The sequence below is a fragment of the Schinkia azotoformans genome (genome assembly GCF_035811335.1).
In the GTDB taxonomy this organism is placed as follows: domain Bacteria; phylum Bacillota; class Bacilli; order Bacillales; family Bacillaceae_J; genus Schinkia; species Schinkia azotoformans.
Window position 1 is genome coordinate 168253 of sequence record NZ_JARSMD010000015.1, and the last position, 19560, is coordinate 187812.

The 19560-nt window shown below is 36.6% G+C and carries 19 protein-coding genes; 2 read left to right on the top strand and 17 right to left on the bottom strand.

From position 1 onward, the window contains the following. Positions 1-2: 2 nt before the first annotated feature. From mreC to P9E47_RS08465, 17 genes are all read right to left on the bottom strand, one after another. Entirely contained in the window at positions 3-887 is an 885-nt protein-coding gene (gene mreC / locus P9E47_RS08385; RefSeq protein ID WP_003331807.1) for a rod shape-determining protein MreC, read from the bottom strand. 17 nt (positions 888-904) lie between these two features. Continuing rightward, a complete protein-coding gene (locus tag P9E47_RS08390) occupies positions 905-1945 on the bottom strand; it encodes a rod shape-determining protein (protein ID WP_003331808.1) in 1041 nt (346 codons plus the stop codon). Between the two features lie 237 nt (positions 1946-2182). Beyond that, positions 2183-2872, bottom strand: coding sequence for a RadC family protein (gene radC / locus P9E47_RS08395; protein WP_003331809.1), 690 nt, complete (start codon positions 2870-2872; stop codon positions 2183-2185). A gap of 168 nt (positions 2873-3040) precedes the next feature. Next, positions 3041-3604 carry a Maf family protein gene (locus tag P9E47_RS08400; RefSeq protein WP_003331810.1) on the bottom strand — a complete coding sequence of 188 codons (564 nt, stop codon included), beginning with the start codon at positions 3602-3604 and terminating at the stop codon, positions 3041-3043. A 209-nt stretch (positions 3605-3813) separates the two neighbouring features. Continuing rightward, positions 3814-4971: a hypothetical protein gene (locus tag P9E47_RS08405; protein ID WP_003331811.1), complete on the bottom strand. Its 1158-nt coding sequence runs from the start codon at positions 4969-4971 to the stop codon at positions 3814-3816. 167 nt (positions 4972-5138) lie between these two features. Beyond that, a complete protein-coding gene (locus tag P9E47_RS08410; RefSeq protein ID WP_326163120.1) occupies positions 5139-6089 on the bottom strand; it encodes a pilus assembly protein PilO in 951 nt (316 codons plus the stop codon). Beyond that, positions 6086-6700 (bottom strand): PilN domain-containing protein, encoded by a 615-nt coding sequence (locus P9E47_RS08415; RefSeq protein WP_003331813.1) that lies wholly within the window; start codon positions 6698-6700, stop codon positions 6086-6088. Before P9E47_RS08415 ends, P9E47_RS08410 begins: the two co-directional genes overlap by 4 nt. A 4-nt stretch (positions 6701-6704) precedes the next feature. Continuing rightward, positions 6705-7685 (bottom strand): type IV pilus biogenesis protein PilM, encoded by a 981-nt coding sequence (gene pilM, locus P9E47_RS08420; protein WP_326163121.1) that lies wholly within the window; start codon positions 7683-7685, stop codon positions 6705-6707. Between the two features lie 90 nt (positions 7686-7775). After that, entirely contained in the window at positions 7776-8228 is a 453-nt protein-coding gene (locus P9E47_RS08425; protein ID WP_326163123.1) for a prepilin-type N-terminal cleavage/methylation domain-containing protein, read from the bottom strand. A 289-nt stretch (positions 8229-8517) separates the two neighbouring features. Beyond that, positions 8518-9285 (bottom strand): prepilin peptidase, encoded by a 768-nt coding sequence (locus tag P9E47_RS08430; RefSeq protein WP_326163124.1) that lies wholly within the window; start codon positions 9283-9285, stop codon positions 8518-8520. 79 nt (positions 9286-9364) lie between these two features. Continuing rightward, positions 9365-9829, bottom strand: coding sequence for a type IV pilin protein (locus P9E47_RS08435; RefSeq protein WP_326163125.1), 465 nt, complete (start codon positions 9827-9829; stop codon positions 9365-9367). A gap of 72 nt (positions 9830-9901) precedes the next feature. Then, positions 9902-11110: a type II secretion system F family protein gene (locus P9E47_RS08440; RefSeq protein ID WP_003331819.1), complete on the bottom strand. Its 1209-nt coding sequence runs from the start codon at positions 11108-11110 to the stop codon at positions 9902-9904. 121 nt (positions 11111-11231) lie between these two features. Further along, on the bottom strand, positions 11232-12278 hold the full coding sequence (locus P9E47_RS08445) for a type IV pilus twitching motility protein PilT (protein ID WP_326163127.1): 1047 nt from the start codon (positions 12276-12278) through the stop codon (positions 11232-11234). 9 nt (positions 12279-12287) lie between these two features. After that, a complete protein-coding gene (locus P9E47_RS08450; RefSeq protein ID WP_003331821.1) occupies positions 12288-13952 on the bottom strand; it encodes a GspE/PulE family protein in 1665 nt (554 codons plus the stop codon). 41 nt (positions 13953-13993) lie between these two features. Further along, on the bottom strand, positions 13994-15283 hold the full coding sequence (locus P9E47_RS08455) for a VanW family protein (RefSeq protein WP_326163128.1): 1290 nt from the start codon (positions 15281-15283) through the stop codon (positions 13994-13996). Positions 15284-15298: 15 nt separating this feature from the next. Then, positions 15299-16129: a PRC-barrel domain-containing protein gene (locus P9E47_RS08460; protein WP_003331823.1), complete on the bottom strand. Its 831-nt coding sequence runs from the start codon at positions 16127-16129 to the stop codon at positions 15299-15301. Between the two features lie 68 nt (positions 16130-16197). Then, the gene (locus P9E47_RS08465) at positions 16198-17949 is read right to left on the bottom strand and encodes a hypothetical protein (protein WP_326163130.1); all 1752 of its coding nucleotides are present in this window, start codon (positions 17947-17949) and stop codon (positions 16198-16200) included. Positions 17950-18160: 211 nt separating this feature from the next. Here P9E47_RS08465 and P9E47_RS08470 point away from each other — a divergent pair, with 211 nt between their 5' ends. Beyond that, entirely contained in the window at positions 18161-18862 is a 702-nt protein-coding gene (locus tag P9E47_RS08470) for a prepilin-type N-terminal cleavage/methylation domain-containing protein (RefSeq protein WP_003331825.1), read from the top strand. Further along, positions 18846-19553 carry a PilW family protein gene (locus tag P9E47_RS08475; protein WP_003331826.1) on the top strand — a complete coding sequence of 236 codons (708 nt, stop codon included), beginning with the start codon at positions 18846-18848 and terminating at the stop codon, positions 19551-19553. The genes P9E47_RS08470 and P9E47_RS08475 overlap by 17 nt, the downstream gene beginning before the upstream one ends. Positions 19554-19560 lie beyond the last annotated feature (7 nt).

The window sequence follows — 19560 nt, forward strand, 5'->3', positions numbered from 1 at the left end:
AATTAGACTCCTCCTTTAGATTGTTCAACTAAATCCTCTTCTGGGGTAGTCGATACCCTTTCAACTATCATAATATGATCAATATCGAAAAACTTAGCAGAAGGCTTCACATAAGCCATTTGCGTCAAGCCATGTTCATCCGGGACAATCTCCGTAATTTCACCAATCACTAGGCCGCTAGGGAAGACTCCCCCTAATCCAGATGTGATAACCGTTTGCTTTTCCGCTAAATTAATATCAACATCAAATGGGATACGTTTAAATAAAAGTGCACCTTTTTTTTCATCATAACCCTCAATTAGTCCGAAAATATCTTTATTTCCTTTTACAACGGCTGAAATTCGATTTGTTCGGTCAACAGCACTTAAAAGCTGTACAGTAGAAGTGAATTGTGAAACTTGCTTAATTTTCCCTACCATACCTTCTGAAGTGATGACAGCCATATTTTTCTTAACTCCATGCTGCTCACCTTTGTTAATGAAAATTAATTCATGCCATTGATCGGGATTTCGAGCAATGACATTGGCTTGAATAAGCTTATAATCACGAAGGCTTTCTTTTTTATCTAAAATCCCACGAAGCCGTTCATTTTCTTTTTCTAATTCCATAACCCTGGCATTTAATTCGACATACTCATCCAGGCGTGCCTTTAATAGTTTATTTTCCTCAAATGTGTTTTTTATGTCAGATATATTTTCAAAGAAACCCGCTGCATATTCAGCGGGTTGATGGAAAACTGATTGAAACCAGCCAATCGTATCCTTCAAAAACTGTTCAGGCCAGCTTAATTTGGAACGATCATTTAAGGAAAAACCAATCAATGCCACTAAAATAATGATACTAACTAAAAGCACGATTAATCGTTTGTTATAAAAGAACTGTGGCATGATTTACACCTACTTACCTATTTTCTTGACCTCGATGTAATTCCTGCTTTTGACCGGAAAAGGTGAAGATTGTCCAATGCTTTACCAGTACCAATGGCAACACAATCTAACGGATTCTCGGCCACTAATACAGGCATCTTCGTTTCATTGCTTATAACTTTATCAAGATTGCGCAGTAAAGCGCCTCCTCCCGTTAAGACAATGCCACGATCCATAATATCGGCCGCTAATTCTGGCGGAGATTTCTCCAAAGTATATTTCACTGCATCAACAATTTCATACACTGTATCATGCAATGCTTCTCCAATTTCCACTGCACTAATCGATATTGTTTTTGGAAGTCCTGTAAGGAGGTCACGCCCGCGGATTTCCATATCCTCAATACCTTCAGGCATACCAGCAGAACCAATTTCAAACTTAAGCTGTTCAGCTGTACGTTCTCCAATTAATAGACTGTATTTTTTCTTAACATATTGAATGATCGCATCATCCATTTCATCCCCGGCGACACGAACGGATTGACTTGTTACAATCCCTCCAAGAGAAATAATGGCAACCTCGGTTGTTCCGCCACCTATGTCAACCACCATACTACCGGTTGGTTCCCATACTGGTAGATTAGCCCCGATTGCTGCAGCAAATGGTTCTTCAATTGTATTAGCTGTACGAGCACCTGCTTGCACTGTTGCATCCTCAACAGCACGCTTTTCTACAGCTGTGATTCCTGATGGTACACACACCATGACATGCGGCTTTCTTGAAAAAGCAGTTTGGTTTTTTTGTGCTTGTTGTATAAAGTGCTTTAACATGATAGCCGTAGTTTCAAAATCAGCGATAACCCCGTCTTTCATCGGTCTTAATGCTACAATGTTACCAGGTGTACGGCCAATCATATTTTTTGCGTCATTACCAACAGCTTCAATTGTCCCCGTATCAGTGCGAAAGGCTACAACAGAAGGTTCACGTACAACGACACCTTTACCTTTCACGTAAACTAACGTATTAGCTGTTCCTAAGTCAATTCCCATATCACGAGAAAAGCCACCTAAACCAAACATAAATATGTATCTCTTCCTTTCTCAGCATGACGCACAAATTTGAAATGCGAAAGCGCCTTGGTCAGCCCCGACAAGCATAAGATGGACTGCGTCGTGGCGTTTTATGCCACAGAGCAGTACAGCTTATGACCTCGAGGGGCTAGGCGCTGTAGCTAGACACAGATATGTCAACCAAATTTGTACACACAAACTCATAATGAATATTATACGGTAAAAAAATAGAAAAGGATAGGTTTTTTAAACATATCCTTTTTCCTTTAAACTTATAAATTTAGTATCACCAATTATTAGATGATCTAGCAGTTCAATCCCAAGTATTTTTCCACATTCGACCAAACGTTTCGTAACTTCAATATCTTCACGGCTTGGTGTCGGGTCTCCACTAGGGTGGTTATGCAGACATATGATGGAGGCACTGGACCGTCTGAGGGCTTCTTTGAAAACCTCGCGCGGATGCACGATCGAGGCGTTGAGGCTACCAATGAAGATCGATTGTTTATGAAGTACTTGATTTTTTGTATTTAAAAATAATGCAACAAAATGTTCCTGCGATAAAAAGCGCATCTCATCCATTACATATTTAGCCGCATCCTCCGGGGAGCGAATCGTGTAACGGTCATCATATTGAAGTCTCCCGACCCTTCGACCGAGTTCTAGTGAAGCTAGTATCTGAATCGCTTTGACCCGGCCAATGCCATTAATTTTTGTGATTTCCTCAATCGTGGCATCCTTTAACAACCGTAACCCCTCGAAATTTTTCAGCAGACGGTTGGAAAGCTGTAAGACGGACTCATTTTTCGTACCTGTTCGCAGTAAAATTGCTAAAAGCTCTTGGTTTGAAAGACTGCCAGGGCCATCGGCTATGAGACGTTCCCTCGGCGTTGAATCCTTTGGATAATCCTTAATCATCAGTGAAGAATCTGGCATATTGTTTCTCCTCTCCGTTTGGTTGCTGCTATGAAACTGGCTATGGTGCTTGCATCAAAGCCAGTTAATAGTTGTTTTTGGTGGTTACCCGTAAGTTTTCGGCGCTTACCCGGAAATTCTGCTACTTTAGCCGTAAAATTCCAGCATTTACCCGGAAATGTCCCGCTACTACTTAAGGAACGATTTCAATTCCCGGTATGTCCGAGCAATCGGCAAACCTACAACATTAAAATAATCCCCGTCAATCCGCTTTACTAAAATAGAACCAAGCTGTTGAATCCCATAGGCACCTGCTTTATCAAAAGGCTCACCACTTTTAATATAGCTGTCTATTTCTTCATCTGATAGCTCCCAAAACTGAACCTTCGTTTCCTCGTAAAAAGTTGTCGATTCATCAGCAGATACAATCGCAACCCCTGTATAAACAATATGCTCTCGTCCGGAAAGCTGTTTTAACATCATTCTTGCTTCATTTTCATCCTTTGGTTTCCCCAAAATTTGATCGTCTATCGTCACAATCGTATCTGCTCCAAGCACAACAACATCCTGATCAAGGATATTTGCAACCGCCTCTGCTTTTTGTAAGGCCAGTGCTTGAACAATTTCATTTGGATCATTTTTTTCATTAAAATGCTCTTCCACATGACTGACCACAATTTCAAACGGAATCTGCGCATACGATAATAATTCTTTTCTCCTTGGAGAGCTTGAAGCTAATATTAATTTTTTCACTACACATCACCAATCTGTATTAATATCTTTTATCTATTAATGGTAAAATACCAAATTTCCATAAGTAAAACAAATTCGAGAAATTGAAATTCTCAAGCCAAAATAAACAAAAAAAGAAACCAAAATGGCCTCTTTTCTTTTGAATTTTAAATTTTTCAAGCATTTTTCTTTGAGAAATTGAAAATTGAACTATTTTTCGGTAAATCAGCTTATTGGGCAACTTTTTCATCATGCCATTTTTTGTAGGATAAAAGTCCGTCTAATAGGGCTTGTTGGGAATTCCACAATTGCTGTTCATCCGCCTTTATTTGATAGCTTGCTAAATATTGATAGGTTTTTGAAATTGAATTTGCAAATTGCTCAAGTGAGGCTGGTAGTTCTTGAGGTTTGGATTGATTCCACTGTGTAAACTTTGACTCAATGTCCTTCCATGTAGCCTGGTTGATCTTTTTTTGATCAAAAGTTTCGGTGGAGAGACCAAGTAAAGATTGGTAGAGGCTAATACCAGCCGAGACAAATGCCGCCTCTTTCTCATTGCTCACCTTACCTGCTTTAATTTCTGAAAGTCCGAATGGTTTCATATACACATCCTGCCCAGCATTAAGATAAAGTTGACTTATAATCCCCGCCTCATTACGGTCAGTTCCTAGTCCGATGAACATTAGAACCGGCTTGGACCCTGGCTTCACAACTGCTGCTTTCCCATTTTCTTTTAAACCATTAGCAATTTGATTTGCCGCTTCAACCGATTCAAATGCCCCTCCTTGGATGATTTGCACACTTAAGGGTGCAATGCCATTTGCTGTAGTTCCTGTATTGGCTCCGATAGGACCTAATATTACTTCAGACGGCACTTCACCGGTTGCTTCATTATTTTCTTCTACAGTTTGTCCATTATCAACGGTGATATGGGATTCTCCTCCGCCCTGTCCCTCACTTAAATCAGTGAAAAGTGATAAAACAACATAACCAAACCCGACCCCAATGATGATCGCTGAAATAAGAACGGCTATAAATTTCTTTAAAATTGGATCCGGCTTTCGTCCTCCACCAGAAGTTAAAAGTGGTCGCTTTTTTTTCTTATTCAATAACAATGTATTATTTCTATTAAATGATTTTGAAGAATAATTCTTTTTTCCATTTCGTCTTTCTTCAAAATCAATGACATTATCCCGTTCACGTTCTGGTTCATGTCCTACTAACTCCCCAATTACAAAGGTTTCAAAATGGTCGATATCCGCTTCTGCTAAACCAGCATCTACTTCCTTTGCTGCCGAAATCTCTTGATTTAATTCTTCATCAGACAAGAATACTCTTTCTTTACCATTAATTCGAATCGAAATACGCTCGACTTTTTGCTTGTCCATCACCCACACCTCTTTCAAAAACAGTTCACGCAAACAGTCTTGTCTTTAAATGCTAACATACTGAAAATAAAAAAGAACAAGACATTTGTCGTCTTGTTCCTATAAATATTCGTCAAATTATGACATTATTCCTCAAACATCATATTAACTTTTTGTATAATTCATCATTACTCCGCGGAATTACCGCTCATAACGGCTCGCTGTTTTATAGACTGCGATTTTTCGGTTGGCTCTAAATTAGATTGATCTTCGGACTGTGCTTCAGATGATTTTGTATTATTTTTACTTGTCCCAGCAGTGTTGCTTGTAGCTGATTTAGACTTTTGATCATCTGTTTTGGCAGCCTTCGATTGATCTTCTTTATAATACATCCCTGTTGGCAATGGGTTGTCCTTGTTGCTTGGCGGCGGTGTATCGAATGCCGGTAATTCATCTCTTAATTCGGCTAGAGTTGGATAGTAAAACGTTGATAACACAACCGTATAAGTTAACTCCTCAAGCTCATCATCTATTGATAAAATTTCTTTACCACCTGTAAATGATAATGAATCGATTTTCGTAATTCGTTCAAGATGTTCAATCGTCTCAAGGAATTTAATCATATCAAAAAAATTGGCCGATGTGACCGTTAAATTAACAGTCACTCTTTTGATTCCTTCAGGCATACTAGGAACGTTACTAGCCTGTTGTTCTGTTTCCTCAGACTCATCTACTTTTGTTGCTTCATTCTCCTGTCCATCAGCTTGGTCTTCTTCACTATTATCAATGATGACATCATTTTCTGAGACGGCATTATCTTGAAAAGACATATCTTCAATTAAGCTATTCGAAACAACCTCAGCCTTTTCCAAATCCAATAAAAATTGCTCTAAAAAAGAATCTACAGGTAGCTTTTTTTGTAAAAATCGTGAATTTTCAATAACACCCGTTTTTGTATCACCAACTTGTTGGGCAAGCGCATCGTAAAGCTTCTCTTCTGTCGCAAGTTCATCCTGTAGCAATTTAATTTTTGTTTTTAATGGATTAAGAAAGTAAAAATAACTCCCAACCACTAATGCGACTACAAAAAGAACGCTGAATATAAGTGCGAGATTTTTTTTCGTTAATTGGAGGTTCATGATTCACCCTCCTTTTTCTCAAGCGCCTTTAAAGCTTGACGGTTAAGATGTAACTCATATACGGCAACATATCTAGGAACAAGAACTTTCATTAATTTGTCTTTTAAGTTTTTGTTTGTTTTTTCAAGCTCATCTCCACTTGTATTCAAGCTTCTTAATTGGACTGATTCGATAACATCAGAATTCTCTAATTCATTCAAATAATAGGCAACCTCTCGATTTGTATCAAATTGAGTAGTAAGTGTAACCGTTCCCGAATCTGCATAAGTGATATTTAAGATAAAACCCCGTTCTGGAAGTAGGGCGGTTAAATGTTGAAGTAAGGCAACGGTCGAGATAGGCAGCTTCTGTACCCAATCAATCGTTGTTTTTAATTGGTCGACCGCAGTTGTCGATGTAACATCGGTTAATTTCTGTTCCTGAATAGCTCGCAGCTGTTTTGTTGTCTGCAGCTCATTCGTAAGCGAATCCACCTCAACCTTTGCCGATTGATAATTAAAAATAATATAAATGCTTCCAATCAATAAAATAAGTAGTATTGCAATGGCAATCATGATGGTTGACATAGATCGCCGATCTTTTTTAGGTAATAAGTTAATTTCAATTAGCATTTTGTCACTGCCCCTCTTTCATGGCAAGTCCAAGAGCAAGGTGAAATTTACGTTGTAACTCTTCTCCATTTGAATCAACTAATGTTGCATCTTGAATCGTATCTATCGGGATTTCATACAATTCTATTAGTCGTTTTTTTATATCATCAAATTGCGGATGATCACCGGTTAATAGGATTCTAGTTACTTCTTGATTTCCTTGTTGCATTGAAAAACGATAAAAATTCATGATTCGATCGATTTCCGTATAAGTATCTTCCATTTGACCCATTAAATCGGCTTGTTCACCTTTCCATTCAAACTCCCCATTATAGTTTTTCTTCCAGAACGAATAGTTCAAATCGATCACTAAATGACGATGAAAGACCGGCGTATCATCGTGAAATATACTAACATTCACCATTGGCAAGTCAAACTGAATAATCATTAAATGATCCTTTGGATTAGCTTGGTCTAAGTTTGTATATAACCGATAAATGGATAGCGGTGCAATATCTGCAACGATCGGTTTCAGCTTTACTTCCTCTAAAACTTCTACATAATCAAGTACGATTTGTTCCGGTGCTGCAAACAGGAGCACATTTTTTTTATTTTCAGTTGTTCCAAGGACAAATATATCGAAAACGGGATCCTCAAACGGTAAATGAATGCTTGTTCCAAGCTCCAAATATAAATACCCCTTTATTTCGTCATCATTTAAATCATTTGGTACATCAACTGTTCTAATTACGACAAAAGAATCAGGAACAATAAAGCGCACATCCTGTCCTTTAACTTTCCATTCTTCCACACATTCCTCTAGGATCATAATAAAAGACTCTTTATCGATAATATTTCCTTCATGAATAATCCCGGGAGGCAATTCACGCTCTCCTTGTAATCGGACACTGAGTGGAGAGGACGAACGAACTTCAACAAAGCGAATGACATGGTCTTTAATGACGATATTCGCACAACGCTTTTTACCAAAAAGCCGCAAAACCATCTGAATCCCCCTCACAATACCTCATGAACATTGTACTATATTATTCTAGTAGGTTTGTATGATCAATTTATGTAAATCTAGTACTTTAGTTTATGGCGCTTTTATCTCTATATCTTCTCTAGTTAATAAAAAAACATCCTTGGCATGATTTGTATAAAAACCATTGGTTGTGCTTTTTAAAGCCACAGTATATACATTTCTATTTCCAACCTTAGTGATCTTGACATTGGTTTCATCCGGATCATAGTAACCAACTGAATGTGGATCTTTAATTGGACTTAAATATTCTCCATCTATTAGAGTCTTTAAATAGATTGTTTGCCCTGCAGAGTCATCAATTTCTATTTGCTCGGCGATAATATATTTTTTTGCTTCATTCGCTAAAAGGATTGCGTTGGCAATATGAGCGTCCTTCTTCGTGTTAGCAATCACATTTACGATTGCGATCATCGCAATGACTGAAATAATACCTAGGATGACAACAACTGCTAATAATTCTAAAAGAGTGAGGCCTTTTGAATTTAATAGATATTTTTTGAACACGTTGTTGTTCTCCTTTTTCATTAAAAATTAAAAAGGCTCAATGGGTAGTGGCTCCAACTATCGATACAAATATTCCATCAGCTGATTACCGCTTCCTAAAGTAATTGGTCAATCCAAAGGTTGCAGTCATTGCAAGTTTATAAGCGGACACGAATAAACATCTGGGAGTCTCTGGGAAGTGAGACTGTATTCGTGTTTGTCCGCCTAAAAACTTAGATTCCATCTGATCATTATTTGGTACGTTGTCCAATCAAACTCGGTCGCAATAATCAGCTGATGGAATACACAGTTAGAGTAACGTTGATAAGAAATTGACACTGTACCAGTTTATTAAAACTTCACCCCAGAAATAGGTAACAATGGTACCTAGTGCAATGTAAGGTCCAAAAGGCATTGGTTTTCCTCGCTCGACTTTTTTAATAAGTAAGCCGATTATACCGAAAATTGATCCAAATAAGGTAGACATGAAAAAAGCCAATAAAACTAATTTCCAGCCAAGTACGAGTCCGAGTACAGCAAACAGTTTTATATCGCCACCACCCATACCGCCTCGACTTACTATAGCAATAAGTAGTAATAAGCCAAATCCTATAGCCGCACCAAGGATCGGATTCCACAATGGGTCAAGTGGAATAAAAATACGTTCAATGATGAACAATGGTGCGAAAAATATTAGGACTTTATCAGGGATAAGCATGTATTTTATATCTGACACAACAATAATAATCAGCATTGAAACTAACGTTAACGCTACAATCAATTCCATTGACCATCCCACCAATAATGGCGAAATCGTAAAAAGAATTGCCGTTAAAAGTTCCATGGAAGGATAGAGTGGTGAGATTTTTTCGTGACATTTTTTACATTGGCCTTTTTGAAATACGTATGAGAAAACTGGTATTAATTCTTTTGGTGTTAATTGTCTTTGACAATTTGGACAAGCTGAATGTGGTTTTACAATTGATTGATTGTTTGGTATGCGTAATCCTACCACATTAAAAAAAGAGCCTAAAACAAGACCAAGTATACAAATGTAGATGTATAGGAATAATGTCATAGTATGCAACCAATCCTTAGTTTAGATTAATAAGGCATATACTCTGATGTATATGCCCTATTTGATATTTGATTTTACATTATGGTGTTGTTGTTTTTTTGGTTTTACCGTCTAAAAAGTTAACTAATTCTTCTTCTAGTGGTTTGGTAGAAAATGGATCGTCAGTGGTACCTAATTTCGTTTTTAATGCAGCTAAATCAGTATGACCGTCAATTTCCCATTTACCACCAGATGTATATGTCACAGTAGTTGTAGCTTTTACTTGAGTATCTAGATAATCATCAAGCTCCTGGCTTGGAGTTGTTGCGTTACCTTTAATTCCGTCGGCAATAAATGTTGTTTCATTTGGATTATTCGCTTTAGCAATTTTCGCAGCATTTATAATTTGTAAAGCATCAGAAACAACTGCCTTATTTTTAGAATCCTCAATAATCTTCCCAATCGCTGGTACCGCAATTGCTGCAATAACTCCCAAAATAACAACTACTGCTAGCAATTCAATTAATGTCAAACCTTTTTCATTTTTTAAAATTCGTTTTAGCATAAAATTTTCCCCCTTTATGTGTTTGTTTTTTGTTTTTGTATAAATAGCGCAATAATAGAAATTATTACGAATTTACTTAATTTGACCAAAGATTGAGAACATTGGCACCATAATTGAAAGAACGATTGTCCCAACAATTGCTGCTAAGACAACAATCATTAATGGCTCGATTAATGATTTAATTTGGTCTGTGGCCGTGTTTACTTCTAGTTCATAGAAACCAGCCACCTTGGCGAGCATGGCATCGAGGGCACCAGTTTTTTCACCGATTGATATCATTTGTACGACAAGCGGTGGAAAGACCCAATGGGTTTTCATCGGTACTGTTAACGAAATCCCTTGCTCTAAGGCTTTTCGAGATTCACGAAGCACTTTAGCAAACACTTCATTTTCTACAACTTTTTCAACGATAGAAACGGCTTCTAAAATTGGAACGGAACTAGCAAATAACGAGCTTAAGGTACTAGTCATTCGGGCCAGCAATGCCTTTTGGACCAACTTGCCAAATATTGGAATTCTCAATATCGCATAATCGACATAATACTTAGTCGAGTCGTTTTTCTTTAACACTACTAAAAAAATACCTATAATAATAGCTATTAGTAAAATAATCCACCATTTCGTTTGAATCCAATCGCTGGCTGCAAGCACAAATTGCGTAATCGCAGGAAGTTCACCGCCAAAATCAGCGAACATATCAGCGAATGTCGGAACAACATTGTTTAATAGAAAGATCACAACGCCAATTGCAATAATCCCAACAACAATTGGATAGGCTAATGCTGACTGTATTTTCTGTTTTGTTTCATGCTGCTTTTCAAAATGGTCGCCTAATCTCTCTAATGTATCATCGAGGGCACCGCTCGCTTCTCCTGCCTTTACTAAATTAATAAACATTGGTGGAAAGATTCGCTTATGCTTAGTAGCACATTCAGAAAGTGGTATACCCTGGTTTAAATCTTCTAAAACATTGGCTAGAGCTTTTCGTAAAGCTTTACTTTCAGTTTGCATGCTTAGTATTTTTGTAGAATCAACAATGGTTACACCGGCTTTCAACAATGTTGAAAACTGCCGAAGAAATATGACAAAGTCTTTTAATTTGACTGGATTGCCAATATAAATATCTTTATTGAGCGCTGTTTCCGGGATGTCTTCTATATGTAGAACGCGAACCCCTCGATCCTTTAATTTGGAGATGGCTTCCCTTCTTGAGTCAGCTTTTACTGTTCCCGCCAGCTTTTGCCCGCTCATATTTCTAGCTGTGTATTTAAATTGTGCCATGGCATCAACCCTCTTTGAATGCATCCTTCACATACATTTTATAGTAAAAAATTAGTAAAAGGAATATGAAAATATTACAAAATGATGAAATTTGTAAAAAAATACAATAAATTGTATATTTCTACATTTCTCCTTGATGTTCTAATAAAAATGGATCTGCAATTTCTTTTGATATAACACCTTTTGCTACTAGATTTTTAATATCCATCTCAAGTGTATGCATGCCAGTACCACGGCTTGTTTGCATAATATTCATAATTTGATGGATTTTTTCGTTGCGTATTAAGTTGGCTACAGCTGAATTATTGATTAATACCTCTGTCGCAGCCCGTCTTCCTGATTTGTCAATGGTCGGGAAGAGCCGTTGTGAAATAATAGCTACTAAAACTGTTGCCAGCTGAACTCTTACTTGTCCCTGCTGATTTGGCGGAAAAACATCGATAATCCTATCAATCGTCGCAGGTGCACTTGACGTATGTAGTGTTCCATACACAAGATGGCCCGTCTCGGCTGCTGTAATCGCTGTCGAAATAGTCTCTAAATCTCGCAATTCTCCAACTAGAATAACATCTGGGTCTTGACGCAATGAAGCCCGTAATCCTGATGCAAATGAACCCGTATCAAAGCCGATTTCACGCTGATCAATGATACAATTGTTATGCTTGTGGAGATATTCAATAGGATCTTCGAGCGTAATAATATGTTTTTTCATATTACGATTCATATGATCAATCATCGATGCTAGCGTTGTCGATTTACCGCTACCGGTTGGACCGGTAACTAAAACAAGTCCTTGTGGTTTTGTCGTAATTTTTTTCAATATCTCAGGCATTTTTAATTCTTCAACGGTTGGAATCTTCGTTGGGACGACACGAATTGCCATACATACACAGGAACGCTGCTGATAAATATTTATACGAAAACGGGATACTTGTTTAATTCCATAAGAGAAGTCGATTTCACCAACTTCCAAATACCGCTCCCACATTTTAGGAGAAACAATGGCCTGTGCCATCTGTTCGATGTCTAAAGGCTTTAGCGTTTCTGTCCCATATCGTTTTAAATCCCCATGAATTCTCAAGATAGGAGGTACTCCGACTGTTAAATGCAAGTCAGAAGCTCTTAATTCATAGGCTGCTCGCATCAAAGTTTCGATCCGGTTTTTCATTGCAATCCCCTATTCACTTAACGCAATTTTTAATATTTCTTCTGTTGTTGTTAACCCTTGTTTCACTTTCAATAAGCCATCATCGAGTAAAAAAATCATTTGGTTGCGGATCGCCTGTTCACGAATTTTAGAAACAGTTTCTTGATCCATAATCATCCGGCGAATCTTCTCGTCAATGACAAGTAGTTCGTGAACAGCAAGCCGCCCTTTATAGCCTGTCATATTGCAACGGCCGCAGCCCCGGCCCCTTACAACCTTATCGATTTTCATTCCCCGTCTTTCAAAAAGCTGCAATTCACTCTTTGTTGGAATGACCGTCTCTGCACAATCCCGGCATACCCGACGGACGAGGCGCTGTGAAAGAATGCCAGCTAATGATGACGCAACTAAAAACGGTTCAATCCCCATATCTACTAATCTCGTAACTGTACTAATCGCATCATTCGTATGGATTGTACTTAAGACTAAATGTCCTGTAAGTGAGGAACGAATGGCAATTTCCGCTGTTTCTTGGTCGCGAATTTCCCCGACCATAATAATATTTGGATCTTGACGAAGGATAGCTCGTAATCCTCTTGCAAAGGTCATCCCAACGTTAGCGTTGACTTGCACCTGATTAATTCCTTCAAGCTGATATTCCACTGGGTCCTCTACCGTAATAATATTAGTACCTTCGTGATTCAAGTGATTCAAAGCCGCATATAAGGTAGTAGATTTTCCTGACCCCGTTGGTCCTGTAATCAGAATGATTCCATTCGGTCTTTCAATCAATTCTATAAAACGCTGATGATTCAATTTATTCAGGGATAGCTTATTAATATCCGTCAACGCACTTCCTAAATCGAGAATCCGCATTACAATCTTCTCACCATATACCGTTGGTAAGGTTGAAATACGTAAATCAACTGGGTGGAAATCAATCGTCCGTTTGATACGCCCGTCTTGTGGGACTCTACTTTCAGTAATATCAAGCTTTGACATAATTTTGATTCTTGCTGTTAACACATTTTGAGTATTTTTCGATAATGTTCGTTCTGTTTTCAGAACTCCGTCAACGCGGTAACGCACCAATACTTTATCTTCTTGTGGATCAATATGAATGTCACTTGCACGTTGCTGAACAGCATTCAACAACAGTTGATTCACTAATTTAACGATTGGGGCATCTTCATCGGTAATCTGTTCTACCTCTTCTTGTATTATCGGGTTTAATTTTCCAATTTCATCAATATTATAAGAATCATCAGACTCATAATAGCGGTTGATTGTTCTTTGGATGTCTTCTTTTGTTGCAATAACCGTCTCAATTTGAAATCCGGTTCTGAGGCGTAAATCATCAATTGAAATGTAATCCATTGGATCTGCCATTGCCACAAAGAGACGATCGCCCGATTTTTTTAAGGGAACAAGAGATTTCCTTCGTGCAAATTCTTTTGGAACTAGATTGACTAAATTGATGTCAATTGGATATTGAAACAAGCTAACGTGCGGAATTCCCAACTGAAATTCGAGCACTTCTATTAATTGTTGTTCTGTTATATATCCTTTTTTAATAAGAACATTTCCTAGTTTTTGTCCTTCTTCTTTATCTGCTAAAGCTTCCTGTAGTTGATCATGGGTGATAAGACCATTTTCAACCAGTAAATCACCAAGTCGTTTCCGCTTCGATTTCATGAGATCACCTACTAACATATTGGCTAACCGTATTAGCTTTCTTAAGATGGATTTTCAATGTCAGTTTCTGTTGGTAGCATGTTAGTACTATTTAAATCGCCACTACCATTACTTGAATTCTCTAAGTCTTGTTTACTATCATTGCCACCATTTTCACTATTATTCTCACTTGCACTTTTTTCTGATGGTAGGAGTCCCGATTGTACGACCCGATATACAGGTGGATAAAAGTCTTCAGAAACAAAGGTTGTTTCAACAATTAGATTTTGATCATCTTTGGCTTCACGATATACTTTTGCTAACAAACCATTTTTTCCTTTATCAATTATCTTTGATTGTATTGGAGAAAGTTTAGCTGAAAATTGGAGCACTGTCTTAGGTGAGTATGATTCTGTTTCTTTTTTTATACTATATTTGTAAGGGAATGGTGGACCAATTAATTTTACCTGCAATGTATCCTTTAATAGACTGAATGTGATTTTATACGAATATGGATTAGGGTTAGTAAATACTAGGTCCATTTTGTCTGAAACCTTTGCTTCCAAGCCAAGTTCACTATAGGATGGTAATTGTTTGCTTATATTTCTTTCTACTATCATGAAATTGGTTGGAAGAATAGCTTCATAAATACCCGATGCAATCATGCCCAGCGCTTCATTATTCGGCTGATTACTATCAAAAACATTTTGAAATGAAAAAGTCTCATTCGGCCCAATTTCAAATTCCTTTTGATTCGTTAGGATTGTTTCAAGATTTTTATACTGGTTGGCAATCCCCTTAATATTACTTACTGTTAATTCCTTTTTGGCATTTTCACCCGTTGTTTTGAGGTAAGCCAATAACTGAAATTGCTTTGGTTCAGCCTGAAGCTCTTGGACTGAATGTATTAATGCCTCTTCAAGCTTATCAATATCTAAATCTTTTAAAATTGCTTTATTCTCAATCGTTTTGTTTATGGCTTCGTCTAGTAATGATTTGTCAATAACAACCACTAACCCAACTTGTTGGCCATCTTTTACCTTTTGTATACTTGCATTTCCATCAATACTAATGATATTGTCAGGCAATTCTGTTGTTTTGTTTTGATATCGAAGGGAGAAGGAGCTGGCTTTGCTCCATTCCTTGATTTTGTTCGTTAATTCAGACTCTGCTTGCTCTTTTGACATACCATCTAAAGAAATTGAACTAATCATCGTTCCACTTGCAAACACTGGGTTTTGATCATGAAATACTGTTTCATATGTTTTTGTACTTAAATAAGAAAGTATAAAAATAAGTCCTGCACATGTGATCAATAACCCAAATAGCTTCACATTCAAATATCTACTCACAGGTTAGATCACCCCTTATTCACCTTCAACATTCATAGATAACTGAACAATTGTGCTCGGGCCCAGTTGTTGTGCTTTTAAAATTTCTTCTTTTCCCAAAACAGTCCCTTTAGAAATAAGGACATTACCGTCTAAATCAAGTAGATCCTTTGTTGTTACCTTCCCTTTTAATATTTCATATTGCTGATCTTTAATAGCTTTGACAGGGTCCGGTTCAAAATCAAGTTCTTGCTTAGCTTGTCTTTTGGATGTGGCAGTTAGATCTTCGAATAAATCCGTACCGCCTTTTATATGGTAATCTTCAGCAAGTTCATTTTGAAATGGATCACCCTTTATTCCTTTGTCTTGAATCAATTGTTCAGGCGTGTCCAAAAAATAATTAGAGGCATTTTCTTTTACGATAATAATTTCTCTTCCATACGTAATGACACTGCTTGAAGCGATGATTACTTCACGGTTAGCAACATTAAGGGATGCCCCTAGTATTTGACCATTATCCTCATCTAGGTAATATTCGATTATTTCACCTATTAACTCACCTTTTCGAGTCATTACTTTAGAACCATTAATTTTTATTTTCTTATTGACTAATTGATTTGCAATTGGGATCTCATTTAAATCAATCACAGCATTATCGGATTCTACCGTAACCGCATATTCCCCAATTCCAACAACCTTTTTATAAGGGATGGCCTTGACACTTACTTGCCAATCTTCCTTCTCAATAATTATGAAATCAATTGAGCCTTTATCTGGATTAATAACTAGCGATTTTACAGCCCCAATTTCTGATCCATCAGAAATACAAATGATTGGCAGTCCTACTATTTGATTACTTTTTTTCATCTTATTCACCATACCTGTTTTTAATTTTTCTGCTTCTTTGTTGAATTTGTCTTATTGTCTTTTGCTTATTAACAGTATCTTTCAATAAGATAATTTATCTGTTGTTTTAAAACTGGATATTTAGAGAATTTGCTATCTAGATTTTTCAGCAAATCGAATAATTCATCAGATTTCCCATGTGAAATATAATGTTCGATTAATAGATAAGCGAAAGTATAATAATCATGATCCGATAATTCTGAATGCATATGGGCACGAACTAGATCTTCATACTCGCCCGCTGATAAGCTTTGTTTCGATACATTAATATAGTCCAGCATTGTTTGGACCATTTGTTGTTGTGTTTTTGTTTCTTTCGGTTGATTTACTTGTTCTATCACTTCGTTCAGAATATCAGTCTTTTCTTCTACATCATTACCTATTTTACTGCTGTTTTCAGTATTTTCACTAGTAGAAATGTATTCATGTTTATCCAATATTTCCTCATAATCATCTTTGATTTGTGGGGTGATGTCTTCCATTATTGTTTCAGAAATTTTTTCTATTTCATGCTCTTCTTTTAGTGATGGAATATCATCTTCAGTGATATCAGTGTTTTTACTGTTTTCATCAATGATTTGGATTTCATCGATGACTTCAAGCACTTCCATATCTTCTATGATGTGATCTGTAGTATTGTTATCTTCAGTTTCTACCTTATTGACTTTTTCCAGTTTTTCAATTTGAACATTTTCCTCTAACTCAATTTCATTCTCGATGTCTTGTGGTTCCGATTCAGCTTCTTCCAATATTTCTTCGATGACTGATTCATTTTTTTCAGCTTCTTCTTCACTAAATAGATCGGCATTTTCGATGATGCTTTCCCCTTCAAGTTCTTCAAATAATGCAGACCGCCGTTGCAACAACTCAACTTCATCATCCTCAGGCTCAGCCGTATCAGAAGTATGAATAGAATCCTTACCAACATCATCATCGTTATCGAAACGTTGCCCACTTACTAAATCTTCTAAATCAACGTCTTCTGATCCTATAGATTCATTTTGTAAAACTTCATTAGATAAAATTTCATCGGAAAGTATCTCTAAAACGTCCTGCTCTTCTGTTGCGTCTACTATTTCTAGTTGAGTTTCATCTTCATGTTGTTCCTCAGTGTTTGGTTGCATTTCCGGTTCATTGACAGCGATTACTTCTGTTTCATCTTGTTCTGAGATGATTGCTTGTCTGTCTTCTTCTAATTGCTGTGCCTCATCAAAATCAGAAAAAAGCTCAGTATTATTATAGGAGTCCTCAATTACGCCACTCTGCTCCTCAATATGATCGAGATTTTCGTTTTCGGATATAGGTTCTTCTGTTGCCAGATTGGATGGTAATTCTGCTAAGCTATCGGAGTCTTGTATTAATTCAGCTTGTTTCTTTTCAAAAAGCAATCTGTCAATCGCATCTTGACCTAGATTATAGTCGCCAAAATCTTTTTGGACTTCATCATCTTGCGGTTTATCAATCATTTTAAACTCATTCCCAGGTAAATCTATTCCAGCAAGTTGCCCTTTTAATGAACGTTTACTAGTGTCTTTCCCCTTTTCAAAACGGGATCTTAACCTTGTCTCATAAAAATAGGTAGCAATTAATGCAAACAACAACATGATAAGAATCGCCTTCCATAAAGGAAGGAATTTGTTGACCAACATGCCAACCTCTGCAAGTATGAAAGATAGGCCTGCGATCAATACTTTTTCCTTCTTATTAAAACCAATCGGAACGATATATAAAATAGGTATTAGAATCAAAATGAAGAGAAATCCAAAAATGTAAACTTCCAAATCATCACCCGCTTTCATATCAAAGATTAATCATTCCATTTATTTCCCAAGTGTATGAAAAATGACACTTTTTAACCTGAATTTTATTGTATAATAAAAATTGGTAATTTAAAAGTAAATTAAGATAATGTTATACAATTCTTAACATATTCCGACGATAATCTACAAACAACTACCACAATAGTAAAAACACTCGAAAGAAGGGGAAAATTTGTTCACCATTCATTCATTTAAAAACAAAAACGGATTTACATTACTAGAAGTCTTACTATCTCTTACACTTATTTTTCTAATCGTTTTCCCCCTATTTCGCTTCTTCTTGCAAGCGTATGATTACACAATGGATAGTAGGAATAAAACTATTGCTGTGAATATTGCTAGGAATGTTGTTAATTATATGGAGAAGCAAAACATTTTTGTTATTAAAGGTTATCTCGATGATACAAAAGGTGGCAACAAATTTGTAACATTGAGTTGGGGAGACTGTGTTGAAGATGAGACTTGCGTAAAACCAAGCGTTGACGGGAATCGAGACCTTTCGACATGTAGCGAATCAGAATTTAACGATTTCCCTCTATTTACTAGTGGAGTAGACCCTTCAGGAAATAAAATAGAAGATGGCAGAATCTGCTTATCTGTATTAGCACCTGAAATCAACAATATTGACTTTAAAGACCAGATTAAAGTCTATTTAACAGACTATTATGAAGATAGAACAAAAAGTGATCAACTAATCAATCTATTAAAATCTGAAAATGACCAAACAGCTATTATAGGTCAAATTAATCCCATTTTATCAGGGTCTCCGAATTATGAATCACAATTAATGAAATTCTATGTTGTTGTTACATGGCATAAAAAAAGAGACAATATTGTCCTAGAAGGAGTTATCTCTGATGAGGCATTTCGCTAAACTATTAAAAAATAATAATGGCCTTACATTAATTGAATTGTTAGCAGCCATTGTCATTAGTACACTTGTATTAGGGATAGCTTACGGTTTGTTAATGGCAGGCTATAAAACATACGAAAAAGTTGGAATAGAACAAGGACAGCGCGATGAGGCAGATTATGTTGTTTCAAGGATAATGGAGAAGTTTTACGAGGGCGATATTAGTGATATTAGAAACTGTGATTCGACATCGAAATTATGCATAGAGATCCTTAGTACAGAATCATTGAAAATTAAAACTGGAAGCACTGAAGTGGGAATTACAAGTTTCAATGAATTAAAAGATGCTTCTAATAGAAAGATTACAAGAATTAAAATAGACGATAATCATGATAATCATAATGTAGTCTTTGAAAAATATAATGCGATTGTGGATTCTACAAATAACATTACCATTGATTCGTCCTCACCTCCGGAATCCGAAAAAATCAATTCTGAGCATTATGATTTTGATGGCTCTAAAATTAATGCTACTTGCTCATACGAAGCAGCCATTATAATAGACGAAACAGACCATGCCCCTACTAATTGGAAAAAACTTATAAACAAAAAATGTTCAAATGGAATTGTTGATATATCATTAATTATTAAACGTGCAAATGTTTCGAATGATAAATACAAGCTTGAATTAAAAAGTCAATTTGGATTTTAAGGAAGGA